This is a genomic window from Asticcacaulis sp. P2_C5 (genome assembly GCF_056404555.1).
Genome location: NZ_JBFUDU010000004.1, coordinates 254,085 through 280,592, shown reverse-complemented (window position 1 = coordinate 280,592; position 26,508 = coordinate 254,085). Strand labels below are relative to the sequence as shown.

At 61.6% G+C, this 26,508-nt stretch carries 23 protein-coding genes; 13 read left to right on the top strand and 10 right to left on the bottom strand.

Features of this window, described 5'->3' with window-relative positions; genetic code table 11:
* Positions 1–65 precede the first annotated feature (65 nt).
* Both fmt and truA read left to right on the top strand, forming a co-directional pair.
* The gene (gene fmt, locus AC1DXO_RS09305) at positions 66–995 is read left to right on the top strand and encodes a methionyl-tRNA formyltransferase (protein ID WP_476977848.1); all 930 of its coding nucleotides are present in this window, start codon (positions 66–68) and stop codon (positions 993–995) included.
* Positions 995–1,774 carry a tRNA pseudouridine(38-40) synthase TruA gene (gene truA, locus AC1DXO_RS09300; RefSeq protein ID WP_476977847.1) on the top strand — a complete coding sequence of 260 codons (780 nt, stop codon included), beginning with the start codon at positions 995–997 and terminating at the stop codon, positions 1,772–1,774. The genes fmt and truA overlap by 1 nt, the downstream gene beginning before the upstream one ends.
* Positions 1,775–1,811: 37 nt before the next feature.
* Here the strand turns inward: truA and dapE are convergent, their stop codons facing one another.
* Positions 1,812–2,987 (bottom strand): succinyl-diaminopimelate desuccinylase, encoded by a 1,176-nt coding sequence (gene dapE, locus AC1DXO_RS09295; RefSeq protein ID WP_476977846.1) that lies wholly within the window; start codon positions 2,985–2,987, stop codon positions 1,812–1,814.
* 100 nt (positions 2,988–3,087) lie between these two features.
* On the opposite strand from dapE, the gene AC1DXO_RS09290 reads away from it, so the two are divergent.
* A complete protein-coding gene (locus AC1DXO_RS09290; RefSeq protein ID WP_476977845.1) occupies positions 3,088–4,344 on the top strand; it encodes an MFS transporter in 1,257 nt (418 codons plus the stop codon).
* Positions 4,345–4,488: 144 nt separating this feature from the next.
* Here AC1DXO_RS09290 and AC1DXO_RS09285 read toward each other — a convergent pair whose 3' ends face one another.
* The 3 genes from AC1DXO_RS09285 to AC1DXO_RS09275 all read right to left on the bottom strand — a co-directional run bounded on the left by AC1DXO_RS09285 (position 4,489) and on the right by AC1DXO_RS09275 (position 7,034).
* Positions 4,489–4,896, bottom strand: coding sequence for a DUF1801 domain-containing protein (locus AC1DXO_RS09285; protein ID WP_476977844.1), 408 nt, complete (start codon positions 4,894–4,896; stop codon positions 4,489–4,491).
* Positions 4,896–5,246 (bottom strand): hypothetical protein, encoded by a 351-nt coding sequence (locus AC1DXO_RS09280; RefSeq protein WP_476977843.1) that lies wholly within the window; start codon positions 5,244–5,246, stop codon positions 4,896–4,898. The genes AC1DXO_RS09285 and AC1DXO_RS09280 overlap by 1 nt, the downstream gene beginning before the upstream one ends.
* Positions 5,247–5,600: 354 nt before the next feature.
* On the bottom strand, positions 5,601–7,034 hold the full coding sequence (locus tag AC1DXO_RS09275; RefSeq protein WP_476977842.1) for a peptidoglycan DD-metalloendopeptidase family protein: 1,434 nt from the start codon (positions 7,032–7,034) through the stop codon (positions 5,601–5,603).
* A 545-nt stretch (positions 7,035–7,579) separates the two neighbouring features.
* On the opposite strand from AC1DXO_RS09275, the gene AC1DXO_RS09270 reads away from it, so the two are divergent.
* The 6 genes from AC1DXO_RS09270 to AC1DXO_RS09245 all read left to right on the top strand — a co-directional run bounded on the left by AC1DXO_RS09270 (position 7,580) and on the right by AC1DXO_RS09245 (position 15,431).
* Positions 7,580–11,086, top strand: a complete 3,507-nt coding sequence (locus AC1DXO_RS09270; protein WP_476977841.1) for an intermembrane phospholipid transport protein YdbH family protein — start codon at positions 7,580–7,582, stop codon at positions 11,084–11,086.
* 290 nt (positions 11,087–11,376) lie between these two features.
* A complete protein-coding gene (locus AC1DXO_RS09265; RefSeq protein WP_476977840.1) occupies positions 11,377–11,559 on the top strand; it encodes a YnbE family lipoprotein in 183 nt (60 codons plus the stop codon).
* Positions 11,560–11,600: 41 nt separating this feature from the next.
* Entirely contained in the window at positions 11,601–11,984 is a 384-nt protein-coding gene (locus AC1DXO_RS09260) for a YdbL family probable chaperone protein (protein ID WP_476977839.1), read from the top strand.
* Positions 11,985–12,259: 275 nt separating this feature from the next.
* Positions 12,260–13,363, top strand: coding sequence for an acyltransferase family protein (locus tag AC1DXO_RS09255; RefSeq protein WP_476977838.1), 1,104 nt, complete (start codon positions 12,260–12,262; stop codon positions 13,361–13,363).
* Positions 13,364–13,462: 99 nt separating this feature from the next.
* Positions 13,463–14,359: a CHAP domain-containing protein gene (locus AC1DXO_RS09250; RefSeq protein WP_476977837.1), complete on the top strand. Its 897-nt coding sequence runs from the start codon at positions 13,463–13,465 to the stop codon at positions 14,357–14,359.
* Positions 14,360–14,456: 97 nt separating this feature from the next.
* Positions 14,457–15,431: a magnesium transporter CorA family protein gene (locus AC1DXO_RS09245; protein WP_476977836.1), complete on the top strand. Its 975-nt coding sequence runs from the start codon at positions 14,457–14,459 to the stop codon at positions 15,429–15,431.
* Here AC1DXO_RS09245 and AC1DXO_RS09240 read toward each other — a convergent pair whose 3' ends face one another.
* The 5 genes from AC1DXO_RS09240 to AC1DXO_RS09220 all read right to left on the bottom strand — a co-directional run bounded on the left by AC1DXO_RS09240 (position 15,432) and on the right by AC1DXO_RS09220 (position 19,805).
* Entirely contained in the window at positions 15,432–15,701 is a 270-nt protein-coding gene (locus tag AC1DXO_RS09240; RefSeq protein WP_476977835.1) for a hypothetical protein, read from the bottom strand.
* A gap of 17 nt (positions 15,702–15,718) precedes the next feature.
* Positions 15,719–17,107 (bottom strand): radical SAM protein, encoded by a 1,389-nt coding sequence (locus AC1DXO_RS09235; RefSeq protein WP_476977834.1) that lies wholly within the window; start codon positions 17,105–17,107, stop codon positions 15,719–15,721.
* A complete protein-coding gene (locus AC1DXO_RS09230; protein WP_476977833.1) occupies positions 17,094–17,912 on the bottom strand; it encodes a prolipoprotein diacylglyceryl transferase family protein in 819 nt (272 codons plus the stop codon). Before AC1DXO_RS09230 ends, AC1DXO_RS09235 begins: the two co-directional genes overlap by 14 nt.
* Positions 17,913–17,944: 32 nt before the next feature.
* Positions 17,945–19,141 carry a pentapeptide repeat-containing protein gene (locus tag AC1DXO_RS09225; protein ID WP_476977832.1) on the bottom strand — a complete coding sequence of 399 codons (1,197 nt, stop codon included), beginning with the start codon at positions 19,139–19,141 and terminating at the stop codon, positions 17,945–17,947.
* A gap of 163 nt (positions 19,142–19,304) precedes the next feature.
* Positions 19,305–19,805 (bottom strand): transcriptional repressor, encoded by a 501-nt coding sequence (locus AC1DXO_RS09220; RefSeq protein ID WP_476977831.1) that lies wholly within the window; start codon positions 19,803–19,805, stop codon positions 19,305–19,307.
* Between the two features lie 177 nt (positions 19,806–19,982).
* Between AC1DXO_RS09220 and AC1DXO_RS09215 the strand changes: the two genes are divergently transcribed.
* Both AC1DXO_RS09215 and AC1DXO_RS09210 read left to right on the top strand, forming a co-directional pair.
* Entirely contained in the window at positions 19,983–21,980 is a 1,998-nt protein-coding gene (locus AC1DXO_RS09215; RefSeq protein WP_476977830.1) for a TonB-dependent receptor, read from the top strand.
* A 183-nt stretch (positions 21,981–22,163) separates the two neighbouring features.
* Positions 22,164–22,958 (top strand): SapC family protein, encoded by a 795-nt coding sequence (locus AC1DXO_RS09210; protein WP_476977829.1) that lies wholly within the window; start codon positions 22,164–22,166, stop codon positions 22,956–22,958.
* A 195-nt stretch (positions 22,959–23,153) separates the two neighbouring features.
* On the opposite strand, the gene AC1DXO_RS09205 is transcribed toward AC1DXO_RS09210, so the two are convergent.
* Positions 23,154–23,567 (bottom strand): acyl dehydratase, encoded by a 414-nt coding sequence (locus AC1DXO_RS09205; RefSeq protein WP_476977828.1) that lies wholly within the window; start codon positions 23,565–23,567, stop codon positions 23,154–23,156.
* A gap of 245 nt (positions 23,568–23,812) precedes the next feature.
* Here AC1DXO_RS09205 and AC1DXO_RS09200 point away from each other — a divergent pair, with 245 nt between their 5' ends.
* Positions 23,813–25,111 carry a helix-turn-helix domain-containing protein gene (locus tag AC1DXO_RS09200; protein ID WP_476977827.1) on the top strand — a complete coding sequence of 433 codons (1,299 nt, stop codon included), beginning with the start codon at positions 23,813–23,815 and terminating at the stop codon, positions 25,109–25,111.
* A gap of 102 nt (positions 25,112–25,213) precedes the next feature.
* Entirely contained in the window at positions 25,214–26,329 is a 1,116-nt protein-coding gene (gene ispG / locus AC1DXO_RS09195) for a flavodoxin-dependent (E)-4-hydroxy-3-methylbut-2-enyl-diphosphate synthase (protein WP_476977826.1), read from the top strand.
* Positions 26,330–26,508: the final 179 nt, after the last annotated feature.

The following is a 26,508-nucleotide window of genomic DNA, read 5'->3' as shown; positions in this document are numbered from 1 at the left end:
CTGCGTTTCTCGATAGCCAATATTTTTCGGCTCATCATCGCGAATTATCCTACAGCGGAGCCACTATGCGTTTAGCCTTTATGGGCACTCCCGAATTTGCCGTGAAGGCCCTGGCCGAACTGGTCGCGGCCGGCCATGAGGTGGTTTGCGTCTATTCCCAGCCGCCGGCGCCAAAAGGCCGCGGCCAGATACTGACGCCGTCGCCCGTTCACAGCTTCGCCGAGAGCCTAGGCCTTCCTGTGCGTACGCCAAAATCGATGAAGAATCCCGCCGCTATCGCCGAATTCCAGGCGCTCGATATCGACGCCTGTGTCGTCGTCGCCTATGGCCAGATCCTGAAAAAGGCCGTGCTCGACCACCCGCCGCTCGGCTGCTTCAACCTCCATGGCTCGTTATTGCCGCGCTGGCGTGGCGCCGCGCCGATCCAACGTGCCATCATGGCTGGAGACAGTTACACCGGCGTCGAGGTCATGCGCATGTCGGAGGGCCTCGACGAAGGCCCGATCATCCTGTCCGGCCGCACCGAAATCACGATCGACGACACGTCCCAGACCCTGCACGACAAGCTGGCGGTGCTCGGAGCTTCGCTGTTGCCTGTGGCCCTGGCGGCAATCGAACGCGGTGGTGTCCAGGAAAAGCCCCAGGTCGGTGAGCCGACCTACGCCAAAAAGATCACGCCGGAAGAAGCGCGCATCGACTGGGATCGCCCGGCGCGCGAACTCGATTTCCACATTCGCGGTCTGTCGCCGTTTCCCGGTGCCTGGACGACCTTACAGACCGCCAGGGGCGATGTCCGCATCAAGGTCCTGATGTCGCGCCTGACCGACGAACAGTCCGGCGAGGTGCCGGGCACGCTTTTGCTGGGCGGGCTGAAGGTGGCGACCGGTGACGGCGTGCTGCAACTGCTGCGCCTGCAACGCGAGGGCAAGTCGGCCCAGGATGCCCAGGATTTCCTCAATGGCATCGGCCTGACCCCCGGCGATCAGTTCTTTTGATGCCTCGTTACCGCTGCCTGATCGAATATGATGGCCGGCCGTACAAGGGATTCCAGGCCCAGGGCGACCATCCGACGGTCCAGGCGTCGATCGAGCGCGCCATTCTGGGCTTCAGCGGCCAAACCCTGCGCCTGACCGCCGCTGGCCGCACCGACACCGGCGTCCATGCGACAGGTCAGGTAGTGACCTTCGACCTCGACAAGACCTATGCTGGAGACAAGGTTCGCGACGCCTTGAACGCCTATCTCGCCCGCGAACCTATCTCGGTCCTTGAAGCCGAGATCGCCGACGACGATTTTTCCGCGCGTTTTTCCGCCACCGGCCGGATGTATCTCTACCGCATCCTCAACCGCCGCGCCCCGCCGGCCCTGGACCAGGGCCGGGTCTGGCACGTCAAGAAGCCGCTCGATGTCGAGGTGATGGCGACGGCCGCCCGCGCCCTGGTCGGCACCCACGACTTCACCACCTTTCGTCATATCGAGTGTCAGGCCAAATCGCCGGTCAAGACACTTGATATAGCCCGCGTCAAACGCGTCGGCGACGAGATTCATCTGGTCTTCGCTGCGCGCTCATTCCTGCATCGCCAGGTCCGTTCGATGACCGGCACCCTGGTCGAGGCGGGCATCGGCCGCTGGACCATCGCCGACGTCGTCGGGGCCCTGGCGGCGCAAGACCGCACGGCCTGTGGCCAGGTCGCACCGTCGGACGGCCTCTACCTGACCCATGTCACCTACGAAGCGGAGCCGAATTTCGAGAAATTCAGCTCCATTTCTGAGTAAGACGGGCGCTTTAACGCAAAAGTGGTGACCACTTTTGCTATCGCCCTTTGGCCTCGAACTTCAAGAAATACGCTTCGATTAAGGCAGAATAGACCCCGGCCAGGGCCTCCAGTTCGCTTACCGGCACGCACTCATTGATCTGGTGCATGGTCTGCCCGACCAGGCCGAACTCGACCACGGGACACAGGGCCCGGATAAAGCGCGCGTCCGATGTGCCACCGGTCGTCGAACGATCGGTCTCCAATCCCAGCCGTGTCTCGATCACCTCGGCAATCAGGTCGACGAAAGGCCCGGGCTCAGTCAGGAACGCCTCGCCCGAAATGCTGAGCCTGACGTCGATTTTCGCGCCCGACCGTTCAGCGTGCTGCGCCGCCACGTCTTCAAACCACGCTTGCAACGCAGCGCCCGTATGGGTGGGATTGAAGCGGATATTGGCCCGCGCCGTAACTGACGGGGGGATGACATTGGTCGCCGTATTGCCGGTATCGATGGTGGTGATTTCGAGGTTCGACGGTGGAAACGACTCATAGCCGTCATCCAGCACGCGCCCCTTCAACTCCGTCATCAGGTCGACCAGGATGGGCAGGGGGTTCAGGGCACGTTGGGGGTAGGCGACATGGCCCTGCTTGCCCGTCACTGTAAAGGCGGCATTGATCGACCCGCGCCGGCCGACCTTGATCATGTCGCCCAGGACGGCCGAAGACGAGGGTTCGCCGACAATGCAATGATCGATCACTTCGCCGCGCGCGCGCAGCCACTCGACGACGCGTCGCGTGCCATCGACCGCATCGCCTTCTTCATCGCCGGTGATCAGGAACGACAGCGAACCCGATGGTTCGCCAAGGGCGGATACCGCCGCGATCCACGCCGCAATGCCGCCCTTCATGTCGACGGCGCCACGCCCGATGACCAGGCCGTCATGGATCTCGGCGCCGAACGGGTCGTAACGCCATAAACTGCGCATTCCGCCCGGCACGACATCGGTATGGCCGGCAAAACACAGGTTGGGCGCGGCTGTCCCACGCCGTGCATACAGGTTCTCGATCTCACCAAAGGTCAGCCGCCAGCATTCGAAGCCAAGCTCTTCCAGCGTCCGGTGCACGACGTCCATGGCGCCGGCATCGACGGGTGTGACGGACTCGCGGCGGATCAGCGCCTGGGTCAGGGCGACGGGATCGAGCGCTTTTGGCGATGTTTTTTCTGTATCTGGCATGTCCGATCATCTAAGTCCGTTTGGACTCCGGGGAAAGACTCAAATTAGGGTCAGGTTTGCTTTTCCGATTTTGCTTTTTTGTGTGTGCAAGGCTGGTTCCGTGACTGAAACTCCTACCGTTCCGCTGCCCGACGACGACCGTCATCCGCTGACCATACCGGATTTCCGCGCCTTCTGGCTGTCGCGTGTGTGCAGCGTGCTGGGCAGCACGGCCCAGGGCGCGGCCATTGCCTGGCAGGTCTATGCCATTGCCCGCCGCACCGGCGGCATGAAAGAGGCGGCCCTGGCCATCGGCATGATCGGCCTGGCCCAGTTCGTCACCCTGTTCCTGTCGACCATCCCGGCCGGCATCCTGGCAGACCGCTACGACCGCAAAACCATCATCGTCAGTTGCCAGATCGGCCAGGTCGCGCTGTCGAGCGCCTTCTTCGCCTACAGCTTCCTGCCGCATCCACCGTTTTGGGGCCTGTTTGCCCTCAGCGCCGTCCTGGGCGTGCTGCGCGCCTTTATCGCCCCGGCCAGCTCGGCCATCGGCCCCATGCTGGTGCCCAAACACATCCTGCCCAAGGCCATCGCGGTCAATTCGATTGCTTTCCAGGCCGGCCTGATCGTTGGCCCGGCCCTGGGCGGTCTGCTGGTCGGCATATCGCCGCGCTTCGCCTATGGCGCCTGTGCCGTGCTGTCGCTGATCGCCGCGGGCATGGTTCTCACCGTACGCACGCCGGCTGCGCCCGAACCGACCACGACCTCCAAGATGACCATGATCCGCGAAGGCTGGGCCTATCTGTGGAGCAACAAGGTGATCCTGGGCGCCATCTCGCTCGATCTGTTCGCTGTGTTGTTGGGCGGGGCGACGGCTCTGATGCCGGTCTTTGTCGGTGATATCCTGTCGGCCGGTCCTCAGGCCTTCGGTTTGCTGCGCGCCTCACCGGCCATCGGCGCCATTGCGACGTCCTTTTACCTGGCCAGCCGTCCGATCCGCCGTAACGCTGGCTACTGGATGTATGGCGGGGTGGCGCTGTTCGGCGTGATGACCATCGTCTTTGGTCTGTCGAAGCTGATCTGGTTGTCGATCGCGGCGATGATTGTGCTGGGCGCCGCCGACATGATCAGCGTCTATGTCCGCGGCACCCTGGTGCAGATCGTGACGCCGGACCATATGCGCGGCCGGGTCGCGTCGGTGTCGTACCTGTTTATCGGTGCGTCGAACGAACTGGGTGAATTCGAAAGCGGCGTCGTGGCGCGCATTCTTGGCCCGGTGGGTGCTGCCCTGTTCGGCGGTGTCGGCTCGCTGATCGTCACCGGCACCTGGATCAAACTTTTCCCAGCATTGTTTAAAGCGGATAAGCTGGAATAGATCTCTTCAACAAATGCTGTCAGATCACATCCGCCCACGCTGCTATGGTTTCCACGCGGCTTAATACTCGCCTATTCCCGTCACTTTACGGGGAGAGGCCGGCGCGAAGGGCGGTGCCGGGCGGCGAGCCTGAGGGGCCCTTTCTTACTTTCTTTTATGGTACGTCAGCGCCGCCGTGAAACACGCGGCCACTGCATCACGCTCGAACGTCCCGTCCACCGGCACCAACACTGCGCGATTGCCTTCAAAGACCAATGCCTCGCCGAACAGGCTGCGAAACGTCTCGACCAGCGAGGTATTACAGTTAAAATAGAGCCCGCAAACCTCGGGCGCCTTAGCCTTCCAGTCCATGCGGACCGTGCTCCCGCTGCCGGTCACCGAGGTCAGATAGGCCGGCTCGCCCCATTTCAGAGTTTCCTCGATCGGTCCGACCTCGGGCAAACCCACAGCCACTTCAAACAACAGATCCCGCAGTTCAAGCATGCGGTCTCTGACGCCTTCGGGATAGGCCTCAAAGACACGTGCGACGGCGGGATTGGAAAAACCTGTCATCAGGCGTCATACCTTATCTGGCTTTCCTGTTGCTTGAGCTTCTTGACGCGGTGGCGTTGATAGGCCTCGATCTGCCGGAATAGCGGATGCCGCCTGTCGAAGACAAGGTGCGTGATGGAGGCATAACATGACTTTCGCGGTTCTTCCTCGCCGATCTCGAACCGGCACAGGATGCCGCCTTCGTCGCCCATGTAGTAAAGGCCGACAATGCAACAGCTATCGGGAAGCACCACGTCCGACGATTCCATGATCATGGTCTGCTTCAGTATGGATGACAGCCGAGCTTCGACAGGGAGAGCCGTTTCGAACTCGGCCATAAGCCGTTCGGTTTTCGCGAAATCGTCAAGCATGGGATGCTCCTGACGCCGGTCTGGCATTCTCTTACGTCAATCGGCTACGCATTCGGCAATAATATTTTGAAATTACAGCAATTTTCAACGCGGAAAGCGCGGAAAAGACGGAAAGGCGCCGAAATCCAAGGTGATGTGTCTACCGCGCGCAGCGCCTTCTTGCTGTGAACGCTGCAAGAGACGTGGCATTAGGGCCCTGCGGGCAAGAACGTTTCTCTCTGTTCTTTTTCCGCGCCTTGTCCGTCTTTTCCGCGCTTTCCGCGTTGAAAACTGCTGTAATTTCAGTGAGTTAGTTGCCGTTGTAGCCGTCCGCAGTCAACCAGCGTCCTGACCGGCCAAAGACCCGGATAACCTCTACCGCGTGCCGCGTGTTGACGACAGAGCCGGCCGCAGTTGCGTGCGGCCATTGCTTCGCACGGGCGTCGTTTCGGTCTGGGCCAATGCCACCGGACGGCTGGTTTCGTCCTCATCCTGGAAGTGATACGCCGAGGCCTGCATGGCCAGGCTATCCGTGCCCGAACCGTCCGTACGCTTGACTTCAGCCATGGCGACCATGCTGTCGATTTCGCGCTTGCGGGCGCGGAAGGCGATCAGGTCGGGGCCCTGCAACAGGGTGGACTGCGGTACGCGGGCGCTCTTCGGATCGATCGGGTGATGGTCTTTCCAGACCTCGAAGTGCAGGTGCGGTCCGGTTGAACGGCCCGTCGTCCCGACATAGCCGATGATCTGGCCCTGGGTGACATGCTGGCCGGGTTTGACGGCGATCGACGACATGTGGCCGTAACCGGTTTCCCACGCCTGGCCGTGCGAGATACGCACCCAGCGTCCATAACCGCCCCACCACTTGGCATCGACCACGACACCGTCGCCGGCGGCCTGGATCGGGGTGCCCGTCGGCGCGGCGAAATCGATCCCCGAGTGCATCTTCATGAAGCCCAGGATCGGGTGGAAGCGCATGCCGAAGGTCGACGACATGCGCGCCCCATAGACCGGGGTGGCCAGAAGGAAGCCCTTGATATTCTTGCCGTATTCGTCGAAAAATTCGATATCCTTGTCGCCCTTGGGCTGGAAGGAATAGAAGCGGTCCGTACCACCCTTGGCCTCGATCTCGGCATAGAGCAGATTACCTGCCTCGACCGTGCGACCGCTTTCGGTGACCTTGCGGTCGAAAACCAGCTTAAAGGTGTCGCCCGACTGGATATCGCGCTCGAAGTCGAGCTTGTGGGCGAACAGCTTGACCACCTGGGCGGTCAGGGACGGCGTGGCGCCCATGGCGGCAGCCGAGGTAAACAGCGAACCGTTGATCTCGCCAATGGCGACGCGGCGTTCGGCGCGGATCGGTTCTTCCAGGGTGCGCAGGCGCATGACGCCGTCGCGGTCTGTGGTCAGGGTCAATTGCTTGGCGGGGCCGGTCCGCACCGTCAGCCCCAGCAGTTGCGCCGGCGCGTCGCCGATCAGCGGCTTGGCGATGGCGGCTTCCAGGCTCAAACCCTGTTTCAGGGTGGTGACGTCGAAACGGTTGGACAGCAGGCTGACAGCCGTCTGGGCATCGGCGGCGGAGACACCCGCGCGCATGACGGCGTCGGCCAGGTTTTCGCCGGCGCGCAGCGAGATCGGCACATCTATAGGCTGGTTGAAGCCCGGACGGGCGGCGGCTTCGGCAAAAGCCTGCGACTCAAGCGCCATGGCGGCGGACGGATCCAGCGGCTGGACAAAACCGGTCACGGGCTGCAGTACGCCCCACAGGACGGTGCCAATCGTAATCGCCAACGCCGATGCAAAAATCATCGGTGTGACCCTTACGGGCTGTCTGCGAGGATCGTGTTGAGCCATTTACGCGGTAACCGCCCTGGACCTGGTTGAGGCACTTTGCCTAAAAACAATGAGGCCCAAAGAAGGGATTGAGCCCCGGTTTGTTGTCGTCTTCCTGACGATGAGCCAGCACCTTGACCTGAGTCTGAAGGAAGAGGAAGGCCCTGCTTACGCCAAAAAAAGGCCAAAATGAGGCAGTTTTTACCTCGTCAGGACCCGCAAACTGATCAGGTTTTTACCGTCTTCGGGTTAAGATGACGCTTAAAAAAGCTTAACGAAAGGTTTATAAACCGGGAGTGACAGGCACTTTGGACCACTTATTCGTCTAAGCGCTTCATAAAACGTAAAAATTGAATGCAAATCAAAACTGAGCCATAAAAATCACTGTCAAGCGGTTGTGAACGTTTCGCGGGGCATTCAGACGAAAAAAGAAAGCGAATGTGTCCACAATTTTTAACAAGTTTCGGTGATATGGTCGTTTACCATACCTCGAAACGCGCAGAAGCCCGTAACCGCCTGTCATGACCGATAGCCCCTCCCTGACCGATGATGAGGCCCTCTGGTTTCCGGTGCATATGAGCACTGGTGACAGTTTTTCGCGTCCGACCTCCGCTGACGGGGCGCCGCTGGACGACGACGGCATCGGGCTTCCCCGCCCGCGCGGGCCGGGAGGAGGGAAAGGACCCAAGGGGCCGCGCCCGCCAAAGAAGGGCATCCGGGCCTCGAGCTGGCTGTGGCTCAGCCTGTGGGGTGTCGCAGCCCTCGGCATCGTCGGTTACGCCGCACGCAAGGAAATCGCTGCCGAAGTCATCCAGGGCTGGCTGAAGGGGCAGGGCGTCCAGGCCGCGCGTCTGAAACTTGATGCGCTGAACCTCAACCATGCCTCAGGCGCCCTGTTTATCGGCAATGCGACCACGCCGGAATTCAGCATCGGCCGCTTCGATATCGACTACAGCCTGCAGCCCTTTGTCGGCGGCGGCCAGCCCCTGGCCCGCGTCCGGCGCATTCATCTGATGCATCCGCTGGTCCAGTTCAGCGTCAAGGATGGCCGGCTCAACTTCGGCTCGCTGGACAAGCTGGTGCAAAGCGCCCTGACGGCGCCGCCGTCCAATTCCGTCCCGCCGGACAGCATCGTCATCGAAGACGCCACGGTACGCGTGACGACCGACTATGGCCTGTTGCGCGGCCAGGGTAATCTCAGCCTGCAAAACGGCGTCCTGACCTTCGCCCGCGTCCTCATGCCCGCCACCCATCTGTCCGGTCCGTTGGGCGAAGGGGACCTGACCTACGGCCTGGTGACGGCGCGCAGCATTGCCGCGCCCGGCGATGGCGACCAGTTGCATCTCCAGGCGCGGTTCGACGCCGACAGCTGGGAGATGAACGGAGCCGCCGACGCGATCGACGCCGCGGTCATGCCCGGCCAGGCGACACATCTTCAGGGGATCTCGGTCGAGCTCGATTCGCGTCTGCCCTACCGCCACGCCGCCGATCCGGCCATCGCCTTTTCCGGCCCGATGGACAGCAATGTGGCGGTTCGCATCAAGGGCGCCCAGACTCCGTCCGCCGATATCGGTGGTTTGGAAGGCAACCTGCACCTGAAGGGCGCGCTGAAATCCTCAGGCCGCGGCACGGCCTTTGATGGCGTCGGGCGCCTGCTGGCGCGTGCCGAAACCCTGATGAGCGGAAATATCGACAGCCGCGACCTGATGGTGTCCGGTGACACGTTGGCGGTCAAGGCCGGCATTACGCTCGGCGAACCGACGACGGTGCAGATCGACGGTCCGGTCACCGGCCGCGTCGGCGTCCTGCGTCAGGATGACCTGTTCGCCAAAGACAGCAACATTGCGCTCAACCACGTCTCGGTGAAGCTCGACGCCGCCGGTTTCGACTCTGGGTTCGTCGGTGGCGTGACGGTCGGCCGACTGGCGCAGAATGACATTGCGCTCGAAAACCTGCATCTCTCGCTGAAGGGCCTGGCGCACAGCGACACGTCGGCCGGCACCTGGGGCGCCGAGGTCGACAGCGACGTGTCGAGTGATCGTGGCAGCTATACCGGCCTGAAGGCCGTCGCTGACGGCCAGGTCACGGCCATGGCCGAGGCGGCGAAGAAGCCGCCGGTGCCGGGCGCGCCCATTCCGCCACCGGCCGACAGTGTCGTGGTGCTGGATCGCGCCCTGCAGCGTTTCTCGTTGCGTGCCAAAGGCGTCCATCTCAGTCTCAGCGGCACCTCCGAGGCCGGCGCACCGGCGCAGTTCGACCTGCGCCTGAAGAACGGCGCCCAACTGGGCCTGACCGGCGGCGGCAAGGCCGTCGTGACCACCAGCAGCGCCCGGCCTTTCCTGTCCAGCCGTCAGGCAGGTCGCTTCGGCCTGACCTTATCGGGCGCGGACCTGCCGGCCGCTGTCATCGCGGTCGACAATCTCGGTTTCAGCCGCGAAGGCCTGCTGGGCGGTGATTACAAGGCCGCCGCCGATTTCAACTTCTATCCCGTCGCCGGCGGGCATTTCGAAGGGCGCGGCCACTTTGCCGCGACTGTCGACGGCGGCTATAATATCAGCCTGGCCGAGCCGGCGAAATTTACCGCCGCCACGGCGGAACTCGGCGACCACGTCACCGACCTGTCGCTCAACTTGGTCCAGGCCGGAAAGCCCTTCCTGACACTCGACTCCAAGGGCGCTTTCCGCGTCACGGGCGCCTTTACCGATCTCAGCCTCAAGGCGCCCAACGAAAGCGTGGCGCTCGGCGCCGGCAAGGGTACGCTCGAAGCCTTTACCCTGACCGATGCGGTCGGGCTGAAAGCCGACTTGACGACAGCGGCCGTGACCGACGCCCTGACCGGCGACCAGATGCGCTTCAATCCGTTGTCGCTGTCGGGCAGCATCAACAACGATGCTCACGCCCTGACCGGCCGCTTCGTCGCCGCCACGGCCTCGGCGCACGACGCCAAGGGCCAGCCGCTGGGCATCGTCGCCATTGATCTCGACAACGACAATGTCACAGGGAAGGGGGCGCTCGGTTTCCACACGCTCGACCTGACCTTCGACGCGGCGGGCCTGCAGCCCGTCTATCTCAGCCCGCTGGTCGCCGCCATCTTCTCCAAGGACGTCTCGGGCAAGGCCGGCTTTACCGGCGCCTTCACCTGGGACAAACAGGGCAGCGGCAGCAGCGGCGTCCTGACCCTGGACGGTCTCAACTATGTCGGCGCGACGGGCGCGACCCACGGCCTTAACGGCCATATCCTCTTCACCTCCCTGGCGCCCCTGGCCAGCGATCCCGGCCAGATGATCAGCATCGATTCCATGCAGGTCGGTGTGCCCCTGTCGGACCTGAGGCTGAGCCTGCAGTTCCTGGGCGACACTATCGCCATCGAAAGCGCCCTGGTCCAGACCCCTGGCGGTCCGGTCATTCTCGAGCCCACGGTCCTGCCGCTCGACGGCAAGTCGGCCATTTCGGGGGCGGTCAAGTTCGACGGCCTCGATTTCGGCAAGATCATAGCCGCGACCGATCTGTCGACCAGCATGAGCTTTGAAGGCAATCTGTCGGGCCGCCTGCCGTTCAAGATCGATGGCGGGCATTTGAGCTTCGCCGACGGCCTGATGGCGTCGGACGCGCCAGGCCGCATCTCGATCAAGCGCACGGCGGTCTCGGGTGTTGCAGCGACGGGCACGCTGAGTTCGCCCGACACCAAGGCGCCGGCCGCGGTGGATCCTAATTTCAATCCGTTCCAGGACCTGGCCTTCCAGGCGATGGAATATGTGCGGTTCGACAAGATCGACGCGCGTCTGAACTCTATCCCGGGCGGCAAGCTGAACATCAACTTCCACATCAAGGGTTATTTCGACCCACCGCAGAAGCAGGAAGCCAGGATCAGCCTGTTCGACTATATCAGCGGCAAATGGATGCAAAAGCCGATCAAGCTGCCGTCCAAGACGCCGGTCGAGCTCTATCTCGAAGTGCCGGTCAATCTGGATGAGATATTGAACGACCTGACGGCTTTTAACGTTCGAACTGCCCAAAAGCCCCAATAACCCCTGATAATTCATTGCGGCGGGCTGCAAACCGTCATCTACCTGCGATACGGTGCTCACGTACTTGAGTACGCTCCGCTCCGTTTCTCGGCAGCTAACGGTTTTCGCCGCGCCGGAATGAATTATCTCCGTGCTTGTAAAGATAAGCGCTTATGCACCCGCTGCCGACAACTCTCGAGCCGTCGGTACTTAACCACTCGCAAAATATCGATTCCGTTCAGCCACGGTTCAGCCTATATCGTCTATTAGTTTGAACACACGCCGAATGGGGCGCGGATGAGGAGCCATTTATGAAGAAAGCAGTCGCCATGGCCGCGGCGGGGGTGAGCGCCTTGACGCTGATGGCATGTACGCCGTCGGTTAATGTCAATGTCAACCTGGCCCCCATCTACGCCAAGCTCGATGTCAATGTGAAGGTTCAGCTCGACGAGGACGTGAAGGCGCTCGTGCAGCAGAACCCGAACCTGTTCTAACCCCAGATCTTTTCTGACCGTTTATCAAAATGAGAATCGAAATGAAAACGACCAATCTGTTCAAAGCTGTGCTGACCGCCGCCGCCATTACCATGACGGGCCTGAGCGTCGCCGCTGTTCTGGTCACCCCGGCTTCGGCCGATATCGCCAGCGCCAAGGTCATCGTCGATGCCGCCAAGGCGGCCGGCACGGTCGGTGAGCAAAAGGACGGCTTCCTGGGCGTCGTCAGCAGCGCCGACTCGGCGACCCTCGGTGCGGTTGCCGAAATCAATGCCGGCCGCCGCGACGTTTACGGCCAGGCCGCCGCCAAGAACGGCGTCTCGATCGAAGCAGCCGGCCAGTCGGCCTTCGTCAATGTTATCATGCCGCGCCTCTCGCCGGGCGAATACTACCAGGACGCCTCCGGCGCCTGGGTCCGTAAGTAACAAGCTACATTAATCCGGCAAAAATCCCTCAGCGGGCGACCGCGGAGGGATTTTTTTATGCCATTTCCCTACTCTTTTTCAGCTCAAGCGCCGCATGGCTCGCCGCAAAGGCGGCGACGGGCGGTCGCCCTTGCCAAGTGGTGATGAGGATCGTCATCACCACTTGGAATAAGAACGTCCGCAGTTCGCCGGATAACGGCACAAAACCTGCATTTGACCGCCAACAATTCCCGCTTCGGGATAGTTTTTAACGGTTAGCGACCAGGATTAGCGCCATGCCTCAGGACCATTTGAAACCCCTGACCTCGTTACGGTTCTTCGCCGCCCTGTGGGTGGTGTTGTATACCTACATCAAGGAACTGAGCGGCGCGGTACCCCTGGGGTTGACCGACCACGGCTATCTCGGGGTCGATCTCTTCTTTATCCTGTCAGGCTTTATCCTGTCCTACGTCTATCTCGAAAGCTTCGGATCCGGGCGTTTCAACTACCTGACCTTCGTCAATCATCGCCTGGCGCGGATCTATCCGCTGCATATCGCAACACTGCTGTTTTCCCTGGCCCTGATCGGGATGGCGGCGATGAAGGGCGTGCAACTCGACCCCAATGCGCAAAACTGGGCCGCCCTGCCGGCACACCTGACCCTGACCCAGGCCTGGGGCCTGGCGCCGACAGCATCGTTCAACCATCCGTCCTGGTCGATCTCGGCCGAATGGTTCGCCTATCTCAGCTTCCCGGGCGTTGCCTGGATGGCATGGCGCCTGCGCAATCGCCCGGCCCTGGCCGTGACCCTGGCCGCTGCCGCTGTCGTTCTTATCAACCTGGCTTTCGAGGCTGTGGCCGGGTTTTCGCTGACCCACGCCACCTTCCAATGGGGCGCCCTGCGAATCGTCCCCAGCTTCCTGTTGGGCAGCGCGCTGTATCTCGCCTGGCGTAATGGCGCCGTCGACAACCCAAAACTCGCCCTGGGTGGCGCCATCGTCGCCAGTCTGGCCGTAATTCTGGCCTCATCACTCGGCGGTCCCGACATTGTGATCGTCCTGGCCTTGGGACTTCTGGTCCTGTCGATCTCGGGCCTCGGCCGTGACGGCAGCGGAATTATGTCGAGCAAGGTCCTCGTCTATCTGGGAGAGATCAGCTTCGCCACCTATATGGTCTATGTGCCGTGGAAGTGGGTTTATCTAAAGGCCGCAAATGCCTTGCTGGGCACGGATCACGCCGCCCTGCCGTTTGTCTGGTGGTTCGCCGGACTACTGGCCCTGGTGCCGCTTTCGATGCTGGCGCACCATCTCGTCGAGCGTCCGTTCCGCAAGATTTTGCGTGACCTGGGCGAAAAAATCCGCTACCGCAGTAGCGTAAAATCCCTCTCGCTGGGGGAATAATACGGTTAATATTTACGTGATCGACACGAAAAATTTGTTGAAATTTTATTTTTCTGTTGTATCCAAGACACGGGGCTCAACTTTCACGGAGTGATTTGCGTGAAGAAAACCGTGTCGGCGTTAGTACTTGCCGCTTTTACCTTGTGTGCCGCATCCTCGCTGGAAGCGAAGACCGTCGCTCATACACCGGCAAAGTCAGCCGTTACGAAAAAGGTCTCAATCAAGGCAAAGGCGCAGCGTGCGCATGCCATCAAGACCTCCGCAAAAGTTTCGCGTATCTCCACGAATACGTCGTCTCCCTATTGGCAATGCGTCACCTTTGCGCGCTCCCTGACGGGCATGCAAATCTTTGGCGACGCCTGGACCTGGTGGGGTAAGGCGACGGGCCGCTATGACGAGGGCCATACGCCCAAGCCCGGCGCGATCCTGGTCTTCAAGCCGCAAGGCAAGATGACGCGTGGCCACGTCGCCGTCGTCTCCCAGATCATCACCGAACGTTATGTTCAGGTCACTCACGCCAACTGGTCGCCGATCAATGGCCACCGCGGCCAGGTCGAAGACCATGTCAATGTCATGGACGTTTCCGATCGTGGCGACTGGTCGAAGGTCAAGGTATGGTACGGTCCGCTGAACGATTTCGGCACCACGACCTATGTGACCTACGGCTTCATCTACCAGGATACGGCTGAAGGCAAGGCAGCGGCCCAGGAGGTCATCGCCAAGTCCGAGGAACTGCCGGACGCACCGGTCCAGTATCAGCAGATTGCCGCCGCCACGCCGGCGCCCCAGGCAGAGATGCCGGCCTCCCTCAAGGCCGCCTTGACGCCGGGCAACGACAAGGGCTTCCTGTCGGTCAGGTCCAATACCGTCGCCGCCCACGTCAACGGTGCTGAAGCTGCCGCTATCGTGGCGCAGATCGACAACGACGCCGCAGCCCATACGGCCACGCCTAAGCCCGAAGCCGGGACGACCACCAAGACTCAAGGTCGCCCTTAAGGCACGGCGAACAAAATCATCTTAAAAGCGGCGGCTCAGGCTTGAGCCGCCGCTTTTTTTAATGGCAAGGTAGGTGGAACCTTTTGGGGATGTCCCTTTGCTGACCTTGCATACCTGTCCGCCGCACGCGACGACGCCCCTGCCGCCGGCAGGTGAGCCCCTGACGGCCAATATTGTCTGGATCGACCTTCTCAACCCGACGCGCGAGGAAGAACTGCGTATGGAGGGGGATCTCGGTGTCCTTTTGCCGACGCGCGAGGACATGGCCGAGATCGAGACGTCGAGCCGGCTTTATCTCGAAAACCGCGCCGCCTTCATGACCGCCCAGATCGCCTTTTTTGGCGGTCAAAAACACCTGCAGTCGGAACCGGTGACCTTCGTCCTGGTCGACCGCCGCCTGGTGACCATCCGCTATGTCGAACCGGCCTCGTTCAAGATATTCGCCGGCCAGGTCGAAAAGCATCCGGTGATGTGCAGCGACGGGCCGACCACCTTTCTCAATCTGCTCGACATCATCATCGACCGCACCGCCGACCTGATCGAAAAAACGGCGGCAGGCATCGAGGACATGCAGAAATCGATCTTCAAGACGCGCCGCAAGACCGGCCTGGAGCAGGTGATCATCGATCTGGGCGGAACCCAGGCGGATAATGCGAAGATCCGCAATTCCCTGGTCTCGCTGGCGCGTCTGATTGCCTTTGCCAGCGGCCTGGAGGTGGAAGAGGCGGGAGTCAGGCCGGCCGACCTGCGTGATTTCCGCGAACGTCTGAAGACCATGGCGCAGGACGTGGCGTCGCTGAGCGACCACGCCAGCTATGTTTCGGGCAATATTGCCTTCCTGCTGGACGCGGCACTTGGCCTGATCAATGTCGAACAGAACACCATCGTCAAGATGATCTCGATCACCTCGGTCATCTTCCTGCCCCTGACCCTGATCGCCTCGATCTACGGCATGAATTTCGACTATATGCCGTTCCTGCACAGCCCCGAGGCCTTCTGGGGCACCTGCGCGGTCATGGTCGGCATCATTGCCATCCTGCTGGTCTGGTTCAAGTTCCGCCGATGGATATAGTCAGTTTACCGCCTGGCTAATGCTCATGGAGGCATAGCAAACCGGGAACGAGGCCAGCAAGAGAAGGCCGAAGCCGAGCCACCATGCGCCGGCGTGTGGCCGCCACGGTTCGACGATACTGACCATGAGCGCGCCGATAAAGCTGGCCACGATCAGGACAATGTTGAACAGGCCCGCGGTCAAAAATGCGTACATATCGCTGCCCGTCTTAAGTGCGAAAGGCAGGTAGAGCAGTAGCAAGGCTGCCAGATGACCTGCCACCGTCGTCATGAAAATCTGTTTCCTTGTCATCGCGCCGCCTCCAGAAGTTTCGCTTCGACCGCCGGATCGCGGTAGAACAGGTTCATGGTGTCGAAGGGAATGATCCGGCCATCCTTATGGACGATATGCACACAGGATTTCTTGACGCCGCGCACGTCAAAATCGTGGGCGTCATAGAACTTCATCACGATGACGCGGAACAGGTTGGCATAGGTCAGGCCCATTGTGTCGATCTGCGGCAGGCAGCACATGATGTCGGCAATGGTGTCGGTGCAGGCCTGGGGCGAATTGCCGGTCGAAAACAGCTTGATCAGCTTGGCGTGGACCTCGGGCATGGTTTCGAAATTGACGGTGTTGCGCGATGTCGCCAGCAATTCCTCCGGACTGAAATAGCGCGTCAGTGGGACCAGTTCGTCACCCAGCTTCAGGGCATAGCCCATCATGATCGCATCGGGATGGCAGGGCACGGGCACCAGATCGTCGGGGGCGAAGATATCGGCCTGGTCGAGGATGGACTGCCGCACCTCGGACAAGGTGATGCGGTCGGTCTCCGGTCGAAAATGTTCGGTGCGACCAGCGGCTTGGGTCGGCTGGAAGGTGACGCCGCGCACGCAGGGCTGCTGGCGGGCGTAGCGCAGGATGTCGCCGATCTCGTGGTCGTTCAAACCTTTTTGCAGGGTGACGACCAGGGTGGTCGAGATGTTGAATTCATTGAGATAGTCGATGGCCTGCTGGCGCACGGCCGTCATGTCCTCGCCGCGCAGGCTGATAAGGACGTCGGGCGAAAACGAGTCGAATTGCAGATAGACCTCGATCCCCGGCATGTAGCCGGCCAGGCGTTCGACAAAGGCGCGGTCCTTGGCCATGCGGATGCCGTTGGTATTGACCATCAGGTGGCGGATCGGCCGCGCCTTGGCCATGTCCATGACGGCAAAGAAGTCCGGGTGGATAGTCGGTTCGCCGCCGGACAACTGGACGACGTCGGGTTCGCCTTCGCTGAGCACCACGATGTCAAGCATGCGCTCGATCTCGGCCAGGGTGCGGTGACGGCCGTGGCTGGGGCTGGATGCGGCATAGCAGGTCGGACAGGTGAGGTTGCAACGATCGGTCAGTTCGATAATCGATACGCAGGAATGCTGTTCGTGGTCGCTGCACAGGCCGCAATCATAAGGACAGCCGCGTTCGACCTTCATGCCGAACTTGCGCGGCATGTCGCCGGGTTTGTTGAAATCCCGCGTCTTTTTGTAATAGGCGATATCGGTTGAGATCAGCACCTTTTCGCGACCGTGGTCGGGGCAGGTCTTGACCATATAAACGCGTTCGGCCTGAAAGATGATCTTGGCTTCCAGCTTGCGAAAGCAGGTCGAACAGATCGAATTGGTCAGCTCGAAAAAGATGTAGTCACGCGCCGCCATCAGACCCTCCACGATCGCGCCTGGATAGCCAGGCAGCATAGACAGCAAAACCGGCAAGAGCTGCGATCTGCAGCACGGAAAGGCCTGGCCGGGCCGTCAAGGCTCCCTGTGTAGCTATGTTTTGAACGATGTTCAAGTTGTTTCCGAGGGCATAGGTGGTGACAGGCTTGAGGAACTCGATGACGAAACGCCAGGCGCAGTAGGCGAGGATAAACAGTTTGAACAGGTCGCCGGAACGTAAGGAGATACGGCGCCGGACCAGCCAAAGGCCTCCGGTCAGGACGGCGAGAAAGACGATTTCGTAAAGCGGTGTCGGATGGCGGATCACGCCGTCTCCGGCGTCATAACCGAGGACAAATTGGGTGGCGTCACCCCAGGTGCCGTCACTGACGCCGGTGAGCAGGCAGCCAATCCGGCCGATCATGATGGCCGTCAGCAGGGGGAAGACGTACAGGTCGCCGGTCGAACGCCGGATGCCCGTGGCGGCCTTGGCAATTTCCACGCCGATAATGCCGCCCAGTAGCCCGCCCAGAATGGTTTTGGCGGCGAGCAGGTTGGCGGGGTTGGCGGCGATCAGCGGCCACAATTCGGGGTGTTCGGCCAAACCAAGCAGTTTCGAACCCAGGCCGGCGCCGGCGGCCGCGCCGATCAATACGCTCAAGCGTGCACGGTCGCTGAAGGAATCTGCCGTCTGCCGACGCAGCCACAGATAAAGCCGGAAGCCGGTGAACCAGGCCAGGGCCTCGAAAACGGCGTGGGCGGGTAGGGACAGGCCGAAAAGATGGAAGACGACGGGAAGGTGCATGATAACCGCATAACATGCCCAGCGGTTGCAGCCTATCGCTCGACCAGGGTGTAGTTGGTACCGTGGTCGCGGACATTGTCCATTTCGGTTTCCAGCAGACGCGCCCGGGTCAGGTCGGCGCGGGTAAGATCGGCATAGGCCAGGCTGGCGCGGGACAGGTCGCAGCGCATCAACCGGCCTCCGCCGAGATCGAGCGGGCCGAGATTGGCGCCTTCGAGATTGGCATGAATCAGGCGCGCCCCGATCAGCCGGGCGCCGCGCAGGTCGGCGCCGCGCAGATTGCAGCGCCGCAGGTCGGCGCTGGCCAGGTTGGCGCCCTGGAGCTGGATACCTTCCATGTCGAGGCCGTAGAAGATGGCGCCCTCGGCATCCAGCGTGCTGAGCTCGCGGCGGCGCAGGTCGCGGACCAGGCGGAAATCGATACCGGGCAGGTTCTGCCGCGATCCCGAAGCGCCGCCGGTGCGGCACCAGGCCTCGTGAAGCGCCAGATAGTCGTCCAGCGGTTCGTCGTCGATAAAGACGCTGACCGGCTCGACCAGGGCCCCGGTCGTGTCCGCCGCCTTGAGATCGCAGCCGGACAGGACCGTTTCGACCATGATGGCGCCGCGCAGGCTCGTGCCGGTGATATCGGCGTTCGACAGGTTGGCGCCTGTCAGAATGGCGCCATCCATATTGGCATTGCGCAGCCGGGCATTGGACATGATGGCGCCGGACAGGTTGGCGTCGCGAAAATCGGTGGCTACGGCCTGTGTACCGGTCATGCGCGCGCCGCTGAGATCGGCGCCGCTCAGTATGGCGTAGTCGAGTTCACCCGGCCTTCGTTCATGCTTCATCAGCCGCAGGCCGTGTTTTTCATCCTTGAAGGCGATCTGGCCTTCGCGCAGATCGGTACTGACCAGGCTGGCCGCCGTCAGATTGGCGCCGCGCAGGCAGGCGCCGCGCATGTCGGCGCGGTCGAGGCGGGCAAAGCGCAGGTCGGAATTGCGCAGGTCGGCGCCGAACAGATTGGCCCGTACAAAGACGCCGTCGCGCAGCGACGCGCCATAGAGTCGGGCGCCGGTCAGGTTGGCATCGCTCAGGTCGACGCCTTCCAGCTTGATCTCGGTCAGGTCTATATAGGCCAGGTTGGCCAGCCGCCCGCCCGCCCTGCCGCTCTTATAGTCGGCATGAAGGTCCAATATGGTTTGAAGCGACGTCTTGTCGATCGTCTGAAGGGTAGCGGCGGACATGTGAGCTGTTCGGGCTGGAGTAGGCGGGGGCGGAAAGGCACGCAACAGACGGCAATTTTGTGATCGCAAATTCGCTATAAGTGCAGCGCAGCAAACTTGGCAAGCGCTTATGCAAACGTTTCCGACAAAAAAGGCCGGCTGGAACCGTTTTTTCCGAAAATCGTCAGTCTGCGCTGGTTTGACAGGCGCCGCACAGACCACGCGCTTCCAGAGTGATGTGACTGATCTTGAAACGCGCGCTGGCCGCCCGCGCTTCGATGTCGGCGACATTGGGGATGGCAATTTCAACGCTTTGACCGCAGCATTCGCACAGCAGGAAACCGGCGGCGTGGCTGCCGTGTGCATCCGCGGCATGGGTATGGCAGGCGACGAAGGCATTCAGGCTTTCGATGCGATGAATCAGGCCCATCTGCTCGAGGAAACCCAGGGCACGATAGACAGTCGGCGGCTTGGCGGCGCCTTCGGGATGAAAGCGGTCGATGACGTCATAGGCCTTGATCGGGCCGGCCGCTTCCAGGATCAGTTCGTAGGTGCGCAGGCGTGACGAGGTCATGCGCTCGCCGGCTTCCGTGCACAGGGTTTCGGCCGCAGCCAGGCGTGACGCCTTGGTGTCCGGGGTCAGGTCGTGATCGTGGTCATGGGTATGGGCGCAGGCGTGACTCATAGGCCTAAAGGTAGGGTGTATCGCGCCTTTGCGCAATCCCGGCAGCGATCACATGACTTTTCTGTAATATTATAACAACGCGGGTTGACATGTATAATGTTATTACATAACACAAGTGCAATGCAGCATTTTTTGGGCAGCACTGCCTGGGCAACATTTTGATATATCGGGGACCTCATGTCACACGCCTTTCGTAAAACGCTTCTCGCCGGTTTGTCGCTGTTCGCCATGGCGCCGGCGGTCCACGCCCAGGACCAGGCCGGTGACAAGGCGCCGCCGCCGGCGACCAATGATGACAAGCCGGTCGAGGTCGTGATTACGGGGGCTGGCTATCATGTCACCAAGGACTCGCTGATGTCGCACATCGACGTGCTGAGCCGCGCCGAGCTCGACCAGAAGGCGGCATCGGGCATCGGCGACACCCTGGCCTATATGCCTGGCATTCGCTCATCGAGCTTCGCGCCGGGCGCCAGCCGGCCGATGATCCGCGGCCTCGACGGCTTCCGCGTCCTGGTGCTCAACAACGGCATGGGCGTGGTCGATGTCTCAGCCCTGTCTCCCGATCATGCCGTACCGTCCAGCCCGACCGAGGCCAAGCGCGTCGAGGTCCTGCGCGGACCGTCGGCCCTGGCCTATGGCGGCAATGCCATCGGCGGCGTGGTCAATGTCATCGACGACCGCATTCCCAACCAGGCTCCGGCCGACGGACTGGAAGGCACCTTCGCGGCGCAGGCATCGAGCGCGGATTCCGGCGTTCAGGCGGCGATCAATCTCAAGACCGGCAAAGGGCCGTGGGTCTTCACCTTCGACGCCTTCCGGCACACGTCGCAAGACTACAGCACGCCGGTCCCGCCCACCCTGAGCCCAGCCGATACGCGCGACCATCAGACCAATTCGGCAACGGACATGCGCAACGTCGGCGCCGGCTTCAGCTATGTCGGCGAGCATGGCTATGGCGGCCTCAGCTACAAGACGACCGACTATACCTATGGGGTGGCGGTCAATGACGACGTCGAAATCGAACTGCACCAGCAGCGCTGGGATGCACGCGCGCAGCACGATATTGCCTTCGCCGGCTTTACCCGGCTCGACGCCGCGGCCGGTTATTCCGACTATCACCACGCCGAGATCGAGGATGGCCACATCGGCACGCAATTCTTTTCGACCGGCAGCGAAGCGCGTCTGGCCCTGGTGCGCGACAATGTCGGGAAGGTCAGCGGTACGATCGGTATTTCCGGTTTCGACCGCGATTTCCGCGCCGTCGGCGACGAAGCCTTCGTGCCGTCGACCGCGACATCGCAGGCCGGAATCTTCACCCAGTACCGTTATGACGCGGGGCCCTGGGGCATCGAGGGCGGGGTGCGCTTCGACAAGACCTCTTTGTCGTCCGTGGGCTTCGCGCGCGATTTCAACACCGCATCCGGCGCCGTCGGCGGGTTTTACCGGCCCAACGATCACGGCTTCATCGGCCTTAGCCTGACGCGGTCGGAGCGGGCGCCGTCGGAGGTCGAGCTGCTGGCCAACGGCCCGCACGAAGGGACCGAGCAGTTTATTCTCGGTGATGCAGCCTTCAAGACCGAAGTCGGCTCATCGCTGGAGCTGACCGGCCACTGGCTGATCGATTCCGACAACCGCTTCGCCGTCGACGCCCACATCTATGCCAGCCATTTCGACCGCTTTATCGACCTGCGGCCGACGGGAGACAGCGAAGACGGTTTGCAGGTCTTCCAGTACGTCCAGACCGATGCCGATCTGCACGGGCTGGAGCTGGAAGCCAATACGCGTCTGTTCGACTGGCGCGGCCAGACCTTCAAGCTGGACGCGTCCTACGACTATGTTCACGGCGAGACGGCGATCGGGCCGGTTGTGCGCATTCCGCCCCAGGCCCTGACGCTCAAGCTGGAAAGCGCCGGCGGCGGCTGGAAGTCCTATGCCGAGGTGCGGGGCGTCGCGGCGCGCGACAAGGACCTGGCTGCCTTCGAAACGCCGACCGACGGTTACGTAACGGTCAACCTGTTCACCTCGTACAAGTTGCCGCAGATGTCGGGCGCCACCGTCTATGCCGAACTGCGCAACGCCACCGACGCGGAGATGCGCGAGGCGACCTCGGCGACCAAGGATTCCGTGGTCGATCCGGGCCGTTCCCTGCGCGTCGGACTGACTTGGAATTTCTAAGAGTTTGGCAGTCGACGATGTCACCAGGGTTTGGTCATCCGCATCAAAACGGCACACCTTTCCCGGTGCGGATACATAAATCCGTGAGGCATTCGCTTATTCTGTTACGCCGCTTGCTCCCGGCAATCGCTTAGGCTAGAAGCGAGGCTCATTTTTTTCTACTCCAGCCGAGACCAGGTAAACATGGCCGAACAACAAAACAACGACGCTGCCCTGAGCGGCAACGTGCTCTTCTACAAGTCGCCCGAGCCGCTGAACCCGGAAGCCCATGGCTCGATGGGGATCAGCGCCATTCCCGCGCCGCATGCCTTTGTCGCGGAAACCAATGTGGTGCCTCTGACCGTGGCGGAATTCCCAGCTGCTTCGCTGAGCTATCCGATCGTGTTTATCGGTGAAAACTATATGCCGGTGGCGGCCATGGGCCTGTCGTCGGGCCAGAACGTGTTCGTCTCGCCGGAAGGTACCTTCAAGCCGGATTCCTACCTGCCGGCCTTCGCCCGCCGTTATCCTTTCGTCTTCGCCAATGACGAGCAACAGGAACGTATGATCCTGTGCGTTGACACCCAGGCGCCGATGGTCAAGACGGCCAATCCGGACGTGCCGTTCTTCGAAAATGGCAAGGCGACGCAGTATGTCGAAAACGCCATGCAGTTCTGCTCGGACTTCGAAAACGAGCGCCGCCGTACGGAGTCGTTCGTCAGCCTGCTGCGCGAGCTGAACCTGCTGGCCCCGCGCGAAACCCTGTACCGTCCGCAGAACAACGACGGCACGCCGGGTGAGCCGCAAAAGATCGCTGAATATTTCGCGGTTGACGACAAGGTGCTGAATGAACTGTCGGGCGAAAAGCTGGTCGAGCTGCGCGACAATGGTGCCCTGACGCACATCTATGCCCACCTGAACTCGCTGCTGGCCTGGGACAAGCTGATCGCCCTGACCATCGAGCGCAATCAGTCGGTTGGTAACGCTCCGGTCAACTAAGACTTTAGGCTATCGAAATTGAAAGGGCTCCGGAGCGATCCGGAGCCTTTTTTAGTATTTTGGAACCGCGAATGAACGCGAATTTGGAGCGCCAAAGGCGCTCGTGCATATTGGTGAAACCGGTCGGAATATCGGATAGATATCAATATTCGCGTTCATTCGCGTTCATTCGCGGTTCCAAACCTTTTACTGGCTTCAGGCACTCGGCGCTTTCGGCAGGCGCTGGAATACCGAGCGTGTCAGGCATGAAAAGACCAGCCGGCCGGCTTCATCAAGCATGTCGTGCTGGGCGATGACGACGCCCTTGGTATCGCCGACGGCGTCCTTGCCCATCACCGTCAGGCGGCCGCGCAGCAGTTCGCCCGGCGGCGGGTTGCGCGACCAGCGCAGGGCGTCGACTGCCAGGCGCTTGGTCTGCGGCCATTGCAGCGCCGCTTCGGTTTCCAGCCGCGACCACAGGGTGAAGATCAGCGCGTCCGGCACGCCGTCAGCCGGGTTCCAGGTGGGCGCATAGGACTTGCAGAAACTCAGCAGTTCGTCTTCCGAAATAACGCCGGCGCCGATGGAGGCGACCTGACCGATCCAGAGGTCATCGAAAGCTGCGGGCATAGGCAAAAATCCCTGTAAAAAACTCCATTCGCCCACTGCGAATGGCAAGCGCAAATGCGCGCCCGAGCCGTTGCGAGGAGCCAAGCGGCGATTGAGCGGCAACACCAAAAACAACCCCTTTAAACCGACTTCCTCACAAGAGCAACCGCCGGTAAAAATCGCGTGGCAATGGCTTCAGGCAGCGGGCGGCGGTTGATTAATCGCGGCCCATATGGTTCTGTCCGCGGTGGAGTAAAACGAATCCCATGAGTACCCGCGAGCCGCCGCAAATCATCGAGGATGAGCCCTACGAAGGGCTGTACCGTGGTGAGAGCAACCACCTTCTGTCACGTCCCGAAACGGCCGGATCGGGCCATCTGCCCGACCGTTTCGACTTGGCGGAAATTCTGAAAAAGACGCGCGAGCGCATGGGGCTGTCGCTGGATGAAGTGTCCGAGCTGACGCGCGTCCGTCGCGCCTATCTCGAAGCCTTCGAACAGGCCGCCTACGATATCCTGCCGCCGCGTGCCTTCGCGATCGGTTATGTCAAGGCCTATGCCAAGGCGCTGGGGCTGGACGAGGAAAGCCTGGCCGACATGTACAAGCGCGATGCCAGCGAACCGACGGTCCGCCTGCATGCGCCTTCGGGCGCTTCGCTGGAAGACGTCAAGCCGAACTATCGCGCCTATATCCTGGCCGGCGTCGGGTTGGTGGCGGCGGTCGGTATCTGGAATGTCGTACAGCACAAGCCATTGTCGGGCGGCCAGCGCGCCGCCGACAGCAAGATGGACGCCGCGCCGTGGAAATTCGGCGTGCCCAATCTGCGCGACGGCATGATGCAACTGACCCAGGCTGCGCCCGCGCCCCAGGATCAGGATGTACCGGCGCTCTATGTCACACCCGGCCTGGAAGAGGGTTTCGCGTCGGTTCAGGCCGACAGCAATGCCAGTTCCGCCGCGGCCGTCCCGGTTATCGATGTCCTGCAGATGCGCAAGGCCTTTAATCCGCAAGGCGCGGTCTATGGCGCCCAACCGTCGGATTCGACGGTTACGATTCAGGCCAAGCGTTCCGTCAACCTGATCGTGCGCGATGCGGCGGGGACCGTGGTCGTCTTCGGCCAGCAACTGGGAGCGGGTGAGGCTTATCGCCTGCCGGCGGTCGAGGGGCAGAGCTGGCAGATCGAGGTCTCCGACATCAAGAATATCGACGTCTTCTACAATGGCGAATATGCCGGGGCGATGGACGCTGTGAAGACCAGCGTCGGCGCACTCAACGCCAAGGCGGCGCAGATGTCGGCCGTGCTGGATTCCAAACAGGCCCAGGCCGGCACGGTAGCGGCGGTCTATACCACCACGCCGAAGCCGGAAGCGCCAACCGCCGCGCCGCGCCAGACCGAGCCCATTCCCTACCTGCCGGCCGTTCGTCCGCCGGCGCCGGTGGTCCAGGCGCCGGTTGCCGCATCATCAGCCTCGGTGGGTTCAGCCTCCGCGTCATCGGTCTCGTCCGCACCGGCGGCCGAGATTGCGCCTGTACCGCCCGCCAAGACGCCTTCACCGACGCAATAATATTTGCCCCATGCGGTTGTGACGTCGTGTCGCAAGCCTGATATATAGACGCTAGTATTTGGGACGCGTGTTATAGTCGCGTACGCAGCCGGATTTTTCGATATGGATAGCCACCAGCCCTCAGATCACACCCATATCCGTCCGTGGCGGCAGATTGCGCGGCGCAAGAGCCGGCAGATCATGGTGGGTAAGGTGCCGGTCGGTGGCGATGCCCCGATCACCGTCCAGTCGATGACCAATACCCGTACGCACGACGTCGAGGGCACCATGGCGCAGATCCGCGCCCTGGAAGAGGCCGGCGCCGATATCGTCCGCGTATCGTGTCCGGACGTCGAGTCGACCCAGGCCTTGAAGGAGATCGTCCGGCAGTCCAATGTGCCGATCGTCGCCGACATCCATTTTCACTACAAACGCGCCATCGAAGCCGCCCAGGCGGGCGCGGCGTGCCTGCGTATCAATCCCGGCAATATCGGCTCGGCCGCCCGCGTGCGCGAAGTCGTCCAGGCGGCGAAGGACTATGGCTGCTCGATGCGCATAGGCGTCAATGCCGGTTCGCTGGAAAAGGACCTGATGGAGAAGTACGGCGAGCCGTGCCCCGAAGCCATGGTCGACAGTGCCCTGTTCCACGCCAATATCCTGCGCGATCACGATTTTCATGAGTTCAAGATTTCGGTCAAGGCGTCCGACGTCTTTCTGACGGTGGCTGCCTATTCGGCCCTGGCCGACGCCATCGATTGTCCGCTGCATATCGGGGTGACGGAAGCCGGCCCCCTGCGCAATGGCACCATCAAGTCAGCCATCGGCCTGGGCAACCTGTTATGGGCAGGTATCGGCGACACGGTGCGCGTCTCGCTGGCCGCCGATCCGGTCGAGGAGATCAAGGTCGGCTTCGACCTGCTGAAATCCCTGGGCCTGCGCCACCGCGGGGTGAATATCATCGCCTGTCCATCATGCGCCCGTCAGGGTTTCAACGTTATCGAGACGGTGGCAAAACTGGAAGAACGGCTGGCCCATATTGCCAAGCCGATGTCGCTGTCGATCATCGGCTGCGTCGTCAATGGCCCGGGTGAGGCGCTCTATACAGATGTCGGCTTTACCGGCGGGGGCGCCGGTTCCGGCATGGTCTATATGGCCGGCAAGCCCGATCACAAGCTGAGCAACACCGATATGGTCGAACATATTGTCGATCTGGTCGAGGCCCACGCGGCCAAGCTGTAGGCGCGGTACGTCCTGGGGCTGACGTCAGCGTAAGCTCACCAAATTGTGCATGTTAGCGCCGCCGCAGCCCGATATAAGGGAACCCTATGGTTAAAGGGGCATAAGCTTTACCGATTAAGGCGAAGTAAGGTTTTGGCCCTTAAGACTATGTTAGGACCAGAGTGGCCGGCACGGGCAAC

Bases quoted from the DNA above. Each gene is read 5' to 3' on its own strand.
- fmt (WP_476977848.1), top strand. From the start codon at position 66: ATGCGTTTAGCCTTTATGGGCACTCCCGAATTTGCCGTGAAGGCCCTG.
- truA (WP_476977847.1), top strand. From the start codon at position 995: ATGCCTCGTTACCGCTGCCTGATCGAATATGATGGCCGGCCGTACAAG.
- dapE (WP_476977846.1), bottom strand. From the start codon at position 2,987: ATGCCAGATACAGAAAAAACATCGCCAAAAGCGCTCGATCCCGTCGCC.
- AC1DXO_RS09285 (WP_476977844.1), bottom strand. From the start codon at position 4,896: ATGACAGGTTTTTCCAATCCCGCCGTCGCACGTGTCTTTGAGGCCTAT.
- AC1DXO_RS09280 (WP_476977843.1), bottom strand. From the start codon at position 5,246: ATGCTTGACGATTTCGCGAAAACCGAACGGCTTATGGCCGAGTTCGAA.
- AC1DXO_RS09275 (WP_476977842.1), bottom strand. From the start codon at position 7,034: ATGATTTTTGCATCGGCGTTGGCGATTACGATTGGCACCGTCCTGTGG.
- AC1DXO_RS09270 (WP_476977841.1), top strand. From the start codon at position 7,580: ATGACCGATAGCCCCTCCCTGACCGATGATGAGGCCCTCTGGTTTCCG.
- AC1DXO_RS09265 (WP_476977840.1), top strand. From the start codon at position 11,377: ATGAAGAAAGCAGTCGCCATGGCCGCGGCGGGGGTGAGCGCCTTGACG.
- AC1DXO_RS09260 (WP_476977839.1), top strand. From the start codon at position 11,601: ATGAAAACGACCAATCTGTTCAAAGCTGTGCTGACCGCCGCCGCCATT.
- AC1DXO_RS09255 (WP_476977838.1), top strand. From the start codon at position 12,260: ATGCCTCAGGACCATTTGAAACCCCTGACCTCGTTACGGTTCTTCGCC.
- AC1DXO_RS09240 (WP_476977835.1), bottom strand. From the start codon at position 15,701: ATGACGACGGTGGCAGGTCATCTGGCAGCCTTGCTACTGCTCTACCTG.
- AC1DXO_RS09235 (WP_476977834.1), bottom strand. From the start codon at position 17,107: ATGGCGGCGCGTGACTACATCTTTTTCGAGCTGACCAATTCGATCTGT.
- AC1DXO_RS09230 (WP_476977833.1), bottom strand. From the start codon at position 17,912: ATGCACCTTCCCGTCGTCTTCCATCTTTTCGGCCTGTCCCTACCCGCC.
- AC1DXO_RS09225 (WP_476977832.1), bottom strand. From the start codon at position 19,141: ATGTCCGCCGCTACCCTTCAGACGATCGACAAGACGTCGCTTCAAACC.
- AC1DXO_RS09220 (WP_476977831.1), bottom strand. From the start codon at position 19,805: ATGAGTCACGCCTGCGCCCATACCCATGACCACGATCACGACCTGACC.
- AC1DXO_RS09215 (WP_476977830.1), top strand. From the start codon at position 19,983: ATGTCACACGCCTTTCGTAAAACGCTTCTCGCCGGTTTGTCGCTGTTC.
- AC1DXO_RS09210 (WP_476977829.1), top strand. From the start codon at position 22,164: ATGGCCGAACAACAAAACAACGACGCTGCCCTGAGCGGCAACGTGCTC.
- AC1DXO_RS09205 (WP_476977828.1), bottom strand. From the start codon at position 23,567: ATGCCCGCAGCTTTCGATGACCTCTGGATCGGTCAGGTCGCCTCCATC.
- AC1DXO_RS09200 (WP_476977827.1), top strand. From the start codon at position 23,813: ATGAGTACCCGCGAGCCGCCGCAAATCATCGAGGATGAGCCCTACGAA.
- ispG (WP_476977826.1), top strand. From the start codon at position 25,214: ATGGATAGCCACCAGCCCTCAGATCACACCCATATCCGTCCGTGGCGG.